Below are 12,211 nucleotides of genomic sequence, written 5' to 3' on the forward strand. Positions count from 1 at the left end.
TCAATGCCAGAATCCAACGAATGATCGTTCAGGCGCACACGAGAGAAATGTCATGAATCAGTTGATGAAGTTTGCCTCTGCCAGCACGCCCATTGTAGCGAGGCGAAGCCACTGCGGATAAGGTCGGCGCCCATGTCTCAACTTCCGCCACTCGACCCTGCGAACACACGAATCGTCGAGCGTCTCCATGCCACTATTGCTACGCTAATTCACGGCAATCAGATCGACCAGTCCGAGGTCAGGAATCTCGGCGCGCGAGCCTGTCCGTGCCACTTGAGTTACGAGGTGCGGTGGCGCTTTGTTCCAAACGCACACATCCAGCGGGTCATCGGCAATGGCGCGGTCAGCACGCACTTCGGCGATAACCGTCACGGCTTCGATGCTGAGACCACACAACGTTGCGAGATGGGTCGTACACACCAACCCATACGCCAGCCATTCATCGATAAGTTACTGCGCCTGGGCGGCACATCCCTGGGGCTGTCCGGGCAACCTGAACCCATCTGGGACTTTGGTCAGCACTCGGTTCACGTAAATTGCCGCCGCTGCGGCGCGACCGGAAACATCACGTGCGGGAGCTGTCACGGATCCGGGCGTGAGACCTGCTTTCACTGCCACGGATCAGGATCAACAACCGAAACCCGCTGGGTGAGCGATCACAGAGGCCAGGGAAGAAGCGAGCACTATCAGCAGTCATGCTCATGGTGCGGCGCTAGCGGTCGCGTCACCTGCCGACGCTGCCAAGGCTCGGGCTCCGAAACGTGCCCTGATTGCCAAGGCCATGGTTTTTTCACTGACATCTGCCATGTCACCGTAGACGCCACGCCTTCGGTGACAGCCACTGCCGAATCCAGCTTGTCACAAAATCGATTGCTTGAATTCCTGCTGCGCTTTCCCGTGTCGCAAGTGGTTCGCTATATCGACTTTGATTGCACGGGTCACCGTAACGCAGGAAACGACGCCTGGTTGGTTGCCTACCAGGCCAGCACGACCACGGTCGAATTGGATGTTGGCTTGCGCGGCAAGCAGTACATGGCGGCAGCGATTGGCGAACATGCGCTCTCCTTTATCAAGCCCCCCATTTTTGATGACGTGTTCATTGAAGAACTGACCGACCTGAAAAAGATATGGTCTGGACGCAAGAAAGCGTTTAGCAACGACCGGGCCCAAAGATTTTTCGTCCGGTACTCAGGCCAGCCGGTGCTGGACAGAGCGATGAAAGCAGTTGCCAAGCTTAAGGGCAGAGAGCGTGCAGAACCCGGAAATGAAGTACTGGCTGCTTGTGATAGCTACATCTCCATCGACTCGGCCAAACTGCTGGGGCAATGCATGGCATCGTTGCTCGACAAAGTTTCGCCGCCCAATTCGCTATGGTCGTGGACTGGTGTGATGGCATTGCCGTTTTTACTGCTGTTTTTGGGCGCGCAAAACTGGTTGGAACGAAATGCGCCGGACGGGTATTTCGGCCTGACGATCGTGTGGCTGCTGACAGCACTGAGTGCCACCTTGCTAACGCTCACGGTGTCGCCACTCGCGGCAAGCCTCAGCGCCTTGGTTAGCGCCATTCGCCGCCGCGCGGTACCTGCCGAGTACCGACAGCACGGGCGCAACTGGCAACCGCTCAAGCGATTTGTTTGGTTCTCGATTGGAATTGCTTCTCTGGGCGCGAGCTTAGGTTGGTTGTCGCACCAGAACAAGTTACCCCGCTGGGACAACTTTCCGATGAACATGATCGAAGAAACCCTGAATCTCAATCATTTCATACCCTATGCGCAAGCTGCAGCGGGACTAAAGAAAATAGGCTTCTTCGTCCCATCTCCGGCAAATACGCTGTTGATGCCGACGGTCGACCTCGTCGTGCTGGACATCCAGAACAACTTGAAGCGCTTGGGCTACAAAGTAACCGCGACAGGGCAAATTGACAACGCGACGCAGCAAGCGGTCGCCGCCTACGTGAAAAAACGCAAGCTCAACTCAGCGGAACCGCAAGCCATTCTAGCCTCGCTGTGCAAAGACCTGCGCGGCGCCTGCGCCAACATCTCGCAGATCAAATGAAAGCCCATGCGATTTTGCGCTGAATAGCGCCGCTGTGCTGCCAATGGAGACGAGATCGTCGCAGCGGGCGGTTTGAAAGTTTTCGGATTCCCCATTGCTAAAGTAGCATTTATGCGCGAGGCTGGCGAAGTCCTGCATTTTGTGCACTTCCACCGAAGTGTCGGTTTGGAGCATATCGCAAGGGTCGGACAACTGAAGGCCGATCAGCATGGAAATCGGACTCGAACCGTTCAGGTCGGCAAGGATATCAACGGATTCCTCTCCGCATCGCTACGGAATGGAATCCCTATGTTTGCAGTGCTCAATCGATTATGAGCAGGACATGGATCGATTATTGCATGAATGCCCGGTGAAATTACGCAGGGCTCCGCGCGTTACATGAGGAAATGGATTACGCCGTTGACGCTCAGCAGTGCGTCAGTTTCGCGTATTCCAGCGCCAGCCATTTCATGCCGTGCGTCCCGAAATTAACCTCAACGCGCGCGTCGGCGCCCCGCCCTTCGGCCGAGACGATCACGCCGAGGCCGAACTTGGCGTGCTGCACGTTCTGACCGATGCGGAAGCCGCCGACCGTCGCCGGTTCGCTGGCTGAGAGTTTCGTCGCCGTGCCGCCGGACGAATAACCGGACGGCACCTTCGCCGCATACGACGGCACGTTGCCGACCTTGCGCAGCAGGTCCTCGGGTAACTCTTCGAGGAACATCGACGGCACGCAGTAGCGCGTCTGACCGTGCAGCATGCGCGTCTGCGCGTGCGTGAGATACAGGCGCTTGCGCGCGCGGGTGACGGCGACGTACATCAGGCGCCGCTCTTCCTCGACGCCATCGCGTTCCTGCGTCGAATTGTCGTGCGGGAAGAGGCCGTGTTCGAGGCCGGTGATGAAGACGACGTCGAATTCCAGTCCCTTGGCGGCATGCACGGTCATCAGTTGCACCGCCTCCTGCCCTTCGCCGGCCTGATGCTCGCCGGCTTCGAGCGAAGCGTGTGCGAGGAAGGACGCGAGTGGATCGGCGTCGACCGGGTTGGCCAGCGTGTCGGACTCTTCCTGCACGAAGCTGGTCGCCGCGTTGATCAGTTCGTCGAGGTTCTCCAGCCGCTCGCCGCCTTCCTTCTCGCCGAGGTAATGCTGGCGCAGGCCGCTCTTCTCGATCAGGTGGTCGATCACTTCGGGCAAGGGCAAGCCCTGCGTCTCGTTGCGCATGGATTCGACCAGCCGGATGAAATTGCCGACCGACGCACCGGCCTTGCCCGACAGGCTGGCCGCCGCGTTATAGAGGCTCGAATTGGCACGGTGCGCGGCTTCCTGCAGCGCCTCGACGCTGCGGCTGCCGATGCCGCGCGTCGGGAAATTTACGACGCGTGCGAACGCCGTGTCGTCGTCCGGATTAGCGATCAGGCGCAGGTAGGCGAGTGCGTGCTTCACTTCCTGGCGGTCGAAGAAGCGTGTTCCCCCGTAGATTCGGTATGAGACTTCGGACTTAATGAGCTGGTGCTCAAGCACGCGCGATTGAGCATTGGAGCGGTAGAGCAAAGCGATTTGCGTGCAGTGCATTCCTTCGCGCACCAGCTCGCGCACTTCGTCGACGATGAAGCGCGCTTCGTCGAGATCGGAAAAACCCTCGAAGACGCGGATCGGTTCGCCGGCACCGGCATCGGTCCACAGGTTCTTGCCGAGCCGACCGCGGTTGTTCTTGATCAGCGCGTTCGCCGCGTCGAGGATGTTGCCGTGCGAGCGGTAGTTCTGTTCGAGACGGATGACGTTGGCGACCTTGAATTCGCGTTCGAGGTCGCGCATGTTGCCAACCTCGGCGCCGCGAAAGGCGTAGATCGACTGGTCGTCGTCGCCGACGGCGAACAGGCACGCGCCGTCCGGCTGCGCCCCCGAAGCGTCGTGGCCGGCGAGCAGCTTCAGCCACGCATACTGCAGTCGGTTGGTGTCCTGGAATTCGTCGACGAGGATGTGGCGGAAGCGCTCCTGGTAATGCCGGCGTAGCGGCTCGTTGCGGCAGAGCAGTTCGTAAGTGCGCAGCAGCAGCTCGGCGAAATCGACGACGCCCTCGCGCTGGCATTGCGCGTCGTACTCGGCGTAGAGATCGACGCGGCGCTGCGTGTAGTCGTCGTAGACCTCGGCCTGCGCGGCGCGGATGCCCTGTTCCTTGTGCGCGTTGATGAAGTGGGCCAGCTCGCGCGGCGGGTACTTCTCGTCGTCGACGTTGAGGTTCTTCAGCAGACGCTTGATCGCCGACAGCTGGTCGGCCGAATCGAGGATCTGGAAGGTCGCCGGCAGCGCCGCCTCGCGGTGATGGGCGCGCAGCAGGCGGTTGCACAGCCCGTGAAACGTCCCGATCCACATGCCGCGCGCGGAGTGACCAAAATGCATCGGCAGCATCGCCGAGAGCCGCGCCAGCATCTCCTTCGCCGCCTTGTTGGTAAACGTCACGGCGAGAATCCCGTGCGGGCCGACCTGCCCGGTCGAGATCAGCCAGGCGATGCGCGTCGTCAATACGCGCGTCTTGCCGCTGCCGGCGCCGGCGAGGATCAGCGCGTGCTGCGGCGGCAGGGTGACGGCGGCGAGTTGTTCGGGATTGAGGTTGGCGAGCAGGTCGGACATTGCGGGAGGTTCCGTGAGAGCAGCCGGCGATTATACCGATGCGCCGGACACGCCTTCTCGATGCACGGCTGACGGATCTTGCGCATCGACTGGAGGTGTCGGGGGCGGATCGGCGCGATCAGTCCAAGACAATGAAATATAAGCAGAAATCACTGCGGTAGAACTCTGAATAATCGCTCAAAAATTGACCGGACAAGGGGTTCCGCAGTACGATTGCTGCTTTCATCAACAGTGTATTGGAACCAAGACCATGAACGCTCCGAAGTTCAAGCCGGGTGTTGTTGCCGGTGATGAGTTGAATGCCCTCTTCGCTTACGCCAAGGCCAACAAGTTTGCCCTGCCGGCGGTTAACGTCATCAACACCAGCACGGTCAACGTGATCCTGGAAACCGCCGCCGAAATCAAGTCGCCGGCGATCATCCAGTTCTCCAATGGCGGCGCCCAGTTCTACGCCGGCAAGGCGCTCAACAACGACGGCCAGCGTGCCGCGATCGCCGGTGCCGTTTCCGCCGCCCAGCACATCCACGCGCTGGCCGAAATGTACGGCGCGACCGTCGTCCTGCACACCGACCACGCCGCCAAGAAGCTGCTGCCGTGGATCGACGGCCTGCTCGATGCCGGCGAAAAGTTCTACGCCGCGCACGGCAAGCCCCTGTTCAGCTCGCACATGCTCGACCTCTCCGAAGAGTCGCTGGAAGAGAACATCGAAATCTGCGAGAAGTACCTCGCCCGCATGAGCAAGATCGGCATGACGCTCGAGCTCGAGCTCGGCGTCACCGGCGGTGAAGAAGACGGCGTCGACAACAGCGGCGTTGACAGCTCCAAGCTCTACACGCAGCCGGAAGACGTGGCCCTCGCCTACGAGCGCCTGTCGAAGATCAGCAAGAACTTCACGATCGCCGCTTCGTTCGGCAACGTGCACGGTGTCTACAAGCCGGGCAACGTCAAGCTGCAGCCGGTCATCCTGAAGAACTCGCAAGAATTCATCGCCAAGAAGTTCGGCACCGAAGCGCAGCCGGTCAACTTCGTGTTCCACGGCGGTTCGGGTTCGACGATCGAAGAGATCCGCGAAGCGATCTCCTACGGCGTGATCAAGATGAACATCGACACCGACACGCAATGGGCGTTCTGGGACGGCGTTCGTGGCTTCTACAAGAAGAACGAAGGCTACCTGCAAGGCCAGATCGGCAACCCGGAAGGCGACGACAAGCCGAACAAGAAGTACTATGACCCGCGCGCCTGGCTGCGCAAGGGCGAAGAGTCGTTCAAGGCCCGTCTGAAGCAAGCCTTCGAAGACCTGAACAACATCGGCACGCTGGCCTGATCGGCATCCCGAGGTTCTGAAGAAGCCGGCTCGCTCTGAGCCGGCTTTTTTGTTTCCGCCTTCCTCATCGCATGAACGTCACTCCCTTCCTCGCGCTCAACTGCCCGCTCGACGGTACGCCGCTGCGCCGCAGCGATGCGTCGTGGCGTTGTTCGGTCGGTCACTGCTTCGACGCCGCCGCGCAGGGCTATACAAATCTCCTTCCCGTGCAGAACAAGCGTTCGCGCGATCCGGGCGACAGCAAGGAGATGGTCGCCGCGCGCCGGCGCTTTCTCGAGAGCGGCGCGTATCAGCCGATCGCGGCGGCGGTCAGCCAGGCTGTTCTTGCCGACCTGCCGCCGGGCAGTCTTGCTTGCCTCGACGCCGGCTGCGGCGAAGGTTACTACCTGCGCCAGCTGGCCGACGCGGCCGAGCGCAGCAGCGAACAACAGACGCTGGCGCTGCTCGGGCTCGACATCTCGAAATGGGCCGTTATCTCGGCGGCCAAGCGTGACAAACGCTCCAACTGGATCGTCGGCAGCAACGCCAACCTGCCGGTGCCGACCGCCGCGCTCGATCGCGTGCTGTGCATGTTCGGCTTTCCCGTGTACGCCGAGTTCGCGCGCGTGCTCAAGACCGGCGGCTTGCTGCTGCAGGTCGATGCCGGCCCCGATCATCTGCGCGAACTGCGCGAGACCATCTACCCGACGCTGAAGGCGGAACGCACCACACCGACCGCCATCCCCGATGGTTTCACTCCCGACACAACTGAATCGATCCGCTACTCGCTCGACCTCGTCGGCCAGGCGCAGATCGCCGACCTGCTGGCGATGACGCCGCACCTCTACCGCGCGACCGCCGAAGGACGCGCCAAGGCCGCCGCGCTGACCGCACTCACGGTGACGGTCGACGTGCGCCTCAACTGCCTTCGCCGTAAAGCCGGCGGGTGATCGTCGCTTACTCCCCGGCCGGCAACAAGGCCAGCCACTCACTCTTCGTCAACCTGCCGACCAGTCCCTGCTGGTGACGCTTGCGCAACTTCGCCAGCCTCCGTTTTGCCTCGTTGCGCGTCGCGCAGGCATGGCGCGGATAGGCGTTGCACGCGGCCCAGCGACCACTGGCCAGGCGCAGCACGGCGACTGCGCGGCCGCCGTCGATCTGCGTTGCGACGCAATCACGCTCGTCATCCAGCCAGGACGCAGCGACAAGGTCCATCACCTCGTCGTGCGGTACGCAGAGGCTCAGCAGCGCGTCGATCGGCGAGTCGAATTCGGCGCAGACGATCAGCGGGAGGAAACGGATGGAGTCGGCATCGGTCATGGGCCGACCTTCTATCACGCACGGCAAGTGCTTGTAAAACGTCCGGCGTGCGGTACACAATCGCCTCTTTCCTGAAACGCGAACACATCCCCGATGCAGTTTGACCTCGTAATCGTCGGCGGCGGCCTGGCCGGACTCTCGCTGGCCTGCGCCTTGCGCGACGCCCGCCTCAAGATCGCCCTCGTCGAAAACCACGCGCCGAAGCCGGCGACCGGCTGGGACGCGCGCGTCTACGCGATCAGCCCGGCGAACGCCGACTTCCTGCGCGAAATCGGCGCCTGGAAGCATATCGATGCAGAGCGGATCGCACCGATCCATGCCATGAAAGTGATGGGCGACGCCGGCGCGCGCCTCGATTTCTCTGCCTACGAATCGGGCGTCAGCGAGCTCGGCTGGATCCTCGAATCCTCGCTGATGGCCTGCGAACTGTGGGAGAACGTCAAGCGCCAGAGCAACCTCACGCTGATCTGTCCGGCCACGCCGCAGGCACTCACCTTCACCCCGGACGTTGCCCGCCTGACGTTGAACGACGGCCAGATGCTCACCGCCAAACTCGTCGTCGGTGCCGACGGACGCGATTCCTGGGTACGCGAGGCGGCCGGCCTCAAGGCGGTCAACACGCCGTATGGGGAGATGGGCGTCGTCGCCAACTTCGAATGCGAAAAGCCGCACCGCGGCATCGCCCGCCAATGGTTCCGCGACGACGGCGTACTCGCCTGGCTGCCGCTCGCCGGCGACCAGCAAGGCGACGCCCGGACGCATCGCATCTCCATCGTCTGGTCGACGCCCGACGCGCACGCGAGCGAACTGCTGGCGCTCGAACCCGAGGCCTTCGCCGAGCGCGTTGCGGCAGCCGGCCATTTTGAACTCGGACGGCTCGTACAGATCACCGCGCCCGCCGCCTTCCCGCTGCGCCTGATGCGCGTGCCGCACACCGTCGCGGCGCGCCTGGCGCTGGTCGGCGACGCGGCGCACGGCATCCATCCGCTGTCGGGGCACGGCATCAACCTCGGTTATCAGGACGCCAAGGCGCTCGCCGACCTCCTGCGCGCGACGCCGGAATGGCAGGACATCGGCAGCGAACGGTTGTTGCAGCGCTACCAGCGCGCACGGCGCGAGGAAACCGTCCTCATGCAGTACACAACTCATACACTGCGCCGTCTTTTTGATGAGAAACTCCCCGGCCTGAAGACGCTGCGCAATGTCGGGATGAACGTGACGAACGCCCTGCCGGTCCTGAAGAACCAACTGGTCCGTTACGCACTCGGCGCATTCTGACCTCGCCGCTAGAGCCCCTTTCTTACCCTTTACGTTTTCGTATTCAAAACGGAGAAACAACGGAGATGCGCATGTTGAAGAAACTCCTGCCGGTCATGCTTGCCCTCGCGCTCAGCGCGCCCGGCCTCGCTGCACCGGCAACCAGGAAGGCGCCGACGCCCAAGGTCGAAGACAAGTCCGCAAGCGTCAAGGAAGCGATGGAAGCCAAGCTTGGCACCAAGATTTCCAGTGTCACCAAGAGCCCCTATCTCGGCCTCTATGAAGTCTATGCCGACGGCCAGATCCTCTACACCGACGAGAACCTGACGGCGATCATCGCCGGCACGCTGATCGACGGCCAGACGATGAAGAACTACTCGGCCGAGCGGCTGCAGAAGCTCACCGCGATCGCCTTCTCCGAGCTGCCGCTCGACCTCGCCGTCAAGCAGGTGCGCGGCGACGGCAAGCGAGTCCTGGCGACATTCGAGGACCCGAACTGCGGCTATTGCAAAAAGCTCGCCAAGGATCTCGGCAAACTCGACAACATCACGATCTACACCTTCCTCTACCCGATCCTGTCGCCGGACTCATTGGAGAAGTCGAACCAGATCTGGTGTTCGTCCGACAAGGCAAAGGCCTGGAACGACTGGATGCAGGACAACAAGCCGCTGACCGGCAAGAGCGATTGCGACACGACCGCCGTCAGGAAATCGGTTGAGCTCGGGCGCAAGCTGGCGATCACCGGTACGCCGACGTTGTTCTTTGCCGACGGCGAACGCGTTCCGGGCGCAGTGCCGATCGCGCAGATCGAGAAGAAGCTGGGCGAGATCGACCAGGCCGCTCAATAAAACGCCAGACCGATCGTCGACAAAGCGGGGCGCCACGGGCGCCCCGCTTCATTTCCGCCGCCCGCCTACGAGGACGCCTGTTCGTTGGCCAGCGCCTGAGTGGTGATCGCGTGATAGAGGCTCATCATTCGCGCCGCCAGTTCCTGGTATTCCGGATGACGATCGAGCAGCGGCTTCAGGCGGGTGCAGTCGTCAAACACCTTTTCGAGAAAGTCGATATCGAAATCCTCGAGCGTTTCGCCGCGATCGACCTTCTCCTTCAACTCCAGCGCACGCGGATAGCGCTGCTCCTGCATGCGCTCGACGATCACGGTCAAGACGCCTTCGTCCATCGAATTGAGTTCGTTACGATCCATGTTTTCCTCGCTTTCGCTTCCGGAATGCAAATTCAGTATAGGTTGGCTCACGGCGTGCCGATGAAGAGATAGACGCTCGACGTGCCGCTGTCGGACTGCCCGTACCCCAGATATACCGGTCCCAGCGGCGTTTCCCCGCCAAGGTAGAGCGTCGCCGAATTCAGCCAGCCGGTTCGGTGCGTTTCGGAGTAGGGACGACCGACCTTGGCCGTCTCCAGCGCCAGGCCGGCGCGCATGTCGCCGCGCAGGCCGAGCGGCAGGCGGCCGATGATCTTCTCGGCGCGCAGGCCGAAATAGCGGATGTCGTCGCCGACCAGCTGGTTCGGCGCAAATCCGCCGAGGTTGTGGAAGCCACCAAGGGTGCCGGCGTCGTAGATCGGCAGTTTTCCCTGCAGCGAGCCCTGATAGGTAGCCTTCGCGGTCAGCACATAGTCGTCGAGCGCGTACGCGCCGCGCACATCGGCCATCAGCTTGCTGTAATCGTCGGCCTGGGAATTGAAGTAACCGAAGCGCGCCGACCAGCCAGCGGTCGGGAAGTGGAGCCGGTCCATCTGGTCGAAATCAAGGACGAGATAGCCGCCGCTGTTCGAATCCTCAAAGCGCTCGGGGAATGACGACGACGGGATACCCGTCGTCAGATCGTATTCCAGCCAGCGCTGCCGCCAGCCGGCGTGGATCTGCCCAAGCTGCCCGACGTTGATGCCGGCGCCGAGCGAGGCGCCGCCCTTGAACTGCTCGAAGTCGGCCAGCTTGTGGTCGTCCTGATAGAAGCCGATCATCTCCTTTCCGTAGAACAGCGCGCCTTCCATGAAATAGCGCTGGCGAGCGTCGAGCGGCTGGTAGAGGTCGACGGCGGCCTGGCTCGTGCGCCCGATCTCGCCGACGACGAGCAGTTCGCCACCGAGCGAATTGAGCCAGGTCTTGTCATACGCGGCGCGCAACGTGTAGGAGGAATCCTGCTTGAAGTTCGTTTCCAGATTGACGCCGAAGCGCAGGTAGTCGCTGCCCCAGCTCTTCTCGACCGGCGTCACGTGCAGGATGTTGCGGTCGCGCACGTTGATCAGCGAATAGTCGACGCTCTCGTACCAGCCGTCGCCGTAGATGCGCAGCATGTCCTGATTGACTCGCGCATCGTCGATCGGGTCGCCCGGCTTGACGCGCAGATGCCGTTCGACGGCGGCCGGATTGACGGTCTTCAGCCGGTCGATCACCACCGCATCGACGGGTGGCGGCGATGGGCGAACGTAGGCGATGCGTTTTGCCCAGGCTTCGTATTCTTCAGCGCTCACCGCCAGCGCCCGCAGGCGTGTGGACACGGCCTCCGCCGCCGCGCGCCCGCGGTCGGCCGTCTCGGAACTCTTCTGGAAGTCGCCGGCGGTAATGCCTTCCAGATCCGGTTTGATGTAGATGTCGGTCGGCTGGAGCAGCGCCAGCGAGCGGCTCACGTTCTGCTCAGTCAGGATGTTGATCATCTGCGCCGAGACCGTGAATAGCGAACCGACGTCTTCCGCCTTCATCAGCGGCGAGCCGACGTTGACGGCGATCACGACGTCGGCCAGGCAGCGTTCGCGCACCTCGCTGATCGGCAGGTTGTCGACAAGACCGCCGTCGACCAGCTTCCGCTCGCGATAATTCACCGGCGCCAGCAGGCCCGGCACCGACATGCTGGCGCGCATGGCCATGGTCAGGCTGCCGTCGCGATAAACCACGCGCTCGCCGGTGCCGATGTCGGTGGCGACGATCGACAGCGGCAAGGCCAGCGACTCGATGTCGCGCTCGCCCAGATCGGCGTTCACCAGCCGGTTGAAGAAAAGCTTGATCTTCTGCCCGGCCACCACCCCGCCCCGATAGGCGACGCCGTCGATGCCGACGCCGGTTTCCGAACCGGGCATGAAGCGCTTGGAGGTGGCCTTGTTGCGGTAATTGATCTCGGAGTAGCTCGGGTTGTCCTGGAACATGTCGCTCCAGTCGGCTTTGGCCAGCTCCTCGCGCATTTCGGTAGGCGTTCGTCCGGCAGCAAAAGCGCCGGCAGCGAGCGCGCCCATGCTGGTGCCGGCCACACAGTCGACCGGCACGTGCAGCCTTTCGAGCGTTTCGAGCACGCCGACGTGTGCCGCGCCGCGCGCGCCGCCGCCGCCGAGAACGAGGCCGACGCGTGGGCGCTGCGGCGTATCGCCAGCCGCGAAGGACACGCCGGCAAGCAACACGAAAAGGACGGCCAGGCCGCGGAGGAAGGAGGAGGTTTTCATGCCGAACCGTTTCGGGAATTGATCGGAAGGCCGAATTCTACTGCGCACCCCGACCACGCCGACGCCGTGCACGGCAATTCAGCCGGCGAGCAGGGCAGGACCCGGGCTTCGTCGTAAGCGGCGATGCGCTGCGGGTCGAAGCCGTCGAACACGGCGCGGTAGTGCTCGCGCTTCTTGAGAATCGTCGACCACGACAGCCCGGCCTGCGCACC

9 protein-coding genes and 1 pseudogene are annotated in these 12,211 nt (G+C 62.4%); 5 read left to right on the forward strand and 5 right to left on the reverse strand.

Annotation, left to right across the window (positions count from 1 at the left end; all coding sequences use genetic code 11):
• The first annotated feature begins 132 nt into the window (after window positions 1-132).
• Entirely contained in the window at window positions 133-2,055 is a 1,923-nt protein-coding gene (locus KBA32_RS07125) for a hypothetical protein (RefSeq protein WP_294356928.1), read from the forward strand.
• Window positions 2,056-2,461: 406 nt separating this feature from the next.
• Here KBA32_RS07125 and KBA32_RS07130 read toward each other — a convergent pair whose 3' ends face one another.
• Window positions 2,462-4,666, reverse strand: a complete 2,205-nt coding sequence (locus KBA32_RS07130) for a UvrD-helicase domain-containing protein (protein WP_294356930.1) — start codon at window positions 4,664-4,666, stop codon at window positions 2,462-2,464.
• A 250-nt stretch (window positions 4,667-4,916) separates the two neighbouring features.
• Between KBA32_RS07130 and fbaA the strand changes: the two genes are divergently transcribed.
• Both fbaA and KBA32_RS07140 read left to right on the forward strand, forming a co-directional pair.
• Window positions 4,917-5,990 (forward strand): class II fructose-bisphosphate aldolase, encoded by a 1,074-nt coding sequence (fbaA, locus tag KBA32_RS07135; RefSeq protein WP_294356932.1) that lies wholly within the window; start codon window positions 4,917-4,919, stop codon window positions 5,988-5,990.
• Between the two features lie 71 nt (window positions 5,991-6,061).
• The gene (locus tag KBA32_RS07140; RefSeq protein ID WP_294356934.1) at window positions 6,062-6,919 is read left to right on the forward strand and encodes a putative RNA methyltransferase; all 858 of its coding nucleotides are present in this window, start codon (window positions 6,062-6,064) and stop codon (window positions 6,917-6,919) included.
• Window positions 6,920-6,926: 7 nt separating this feature from the next.
• Here KBA32_RS07140 and KBA32_RS07145 read toward each other — a convergent pair whose 3' ends face one another.
• Window positions 6,927-7,289 carry a hypothetical protein gene (locus KBA32_RS07145; RefSeq protein ID WP_294356936.1) on the reverse strand — a complete coding sequence of 121 codons (363 nt, stop codon included), beginning with the start codon at window positions 7,287-7,289 and terminating at the stop codon, window positions 6,927-6,929.
• A gap of 93 nt (window positions 7,290-7,382) precedes the next feature.
• Here KBA32_RS07145 and KBA32_RS07150 point away from each other — a divergent pair, with 93 nt between their 5' ends.
• A complete protein-coding gene (locus KBA32_RS07150; protein WP_294356938.1) occupies window positions 7,383-8,567 on the forward strand; it encodes a UbiH/UbiF family hydroxylase in 1,185 nt (394 codons plus the stop codon).
• A 71-nt stretch (window positions 8,568-8,638) separates the two neighbouring features.
• Complete coding sequence (locus tag KBA32_RS07155) at window positions 8,639-9,394, forward strand: DsbC family protein (protein ID WP_294356940.1); 756 nt, start codon at window positions 8,639-8,641, stop codon at window positions 9,392-9,394.
• 65 nt (window positions 9,395-9,459) lie between these two features.
• On the opposite strand, the gene KBA32_RS07160 is transcribed toward KBA32_RS07155, so the two are convergent.
• The 3 genes and pseudogenes from KBA32_RS07160 to KBA32_RS07170 form a co-directional block, all read right to left on the reverse strand.
• Window positions 9,460-9,750: a hypothetical protein gene (locus KBA32_RS07160; RefSeq protein WP_294356942.1), complete on the reverse strand. Its 291-nt coding sequence runs from the start codon at window positions 9,748-9,750 to the stop codon at window positions 9,460-9,462.
• Between the two features lie 47 nt (window positions 9,751-9,797).
• Window positions 9,798-11,999 (reverse strand): patatin-like phospholipase family protein, encoded by a 2,202-nt coding sequence (locus tag KBA32_RS07165; protein ID WP_294356944.1) that lies wholly within the window; start codon window positions 11,997-11,999, stop codon window positions 9,798-9,800.
• A gap of 104 nt (window positions 12,000-12,103) precedes the next feature.
• Window positions 12,104-12,211: pseudogene (locus tag KBA32_RS07170) on the reverse strand (DNA-3-methyladenine glycosylase I); the annotation flags it as partial.

It is taken from the genome of Propionivibrio sp., assembly GCF_017995515.1.
Lineage (GTDB): Bacteria > Pseudomonadota > Gammaproteobacteria > Burkholderiales > Rhodocyclaceae > Propionivibrio.

Bases quoted from the DNA above. Each gene is read 5' to 3' on its own strand.
- KBA32_RS07165 (WP_294356944.1), bottom strand. From the start codon at position 11,999: ATGAAAACCTCCTCCTTCCTCCGCGGCCTGGCCGTCCTTTTCGTGTTG.
- KBA32_RS07145 (WP_294356936.1), bottom strand. From the start codon at position 7,289: ATGACCGATGCCGACTCCATCCGTTTCCTCCCGCTGATCGTCTGCGCC.
- KBA32_RS07140 (WP_294356934.1), top strand. From the start codon at position 6,062: ATGAACGTCACTCCCTTCCTCGCGCTCAACTGCCCGCTCGACGGTACG.
- KBA32_RS07160 (WP_294356942.1), bottom strand. From the start codon at position 9,750: ATGGATCGTAACGAACTCAATTCGATGGACGAAGGCGTCTTGACCGTG.
- KBA32_RS07130 (WP_294356930.1), bottom strand. From the start codon at position 4,666: ATGTCCGACCTGCTCGCCAACCTCAATCCCGAACAACTCGCCGCCGTC.
- KBA32_RS07155 (WP_294356940.1), top strand. From the start codon at position 8,639: ATGTTGAAGAAACTCCTGCCGGTCATGCTTGCCCTCGCGCTCAGCGCG.
- fbaA (WP_294356932.1), top strand. From the start codon at position 4,917: ATGAACGCTCCGAAGTTCAAGCCGGGTGTTGTTGCCGGTGATGAGTTG.
- KBA32_RS07150 (WP_294356938.1), top strand. From the start codon at position 7,383: ATGCAGTTTGACCTCGTAATCGTCGGCGGCGGCCTGGCCGGACTCTCG.
- KBA32_RS07125 (WP_294356928.1), top strand. From the start codon at position 133: ATGTCTCAACTTCCGCCACTCGACCCTGCGAACACACGAATCGTCGAG.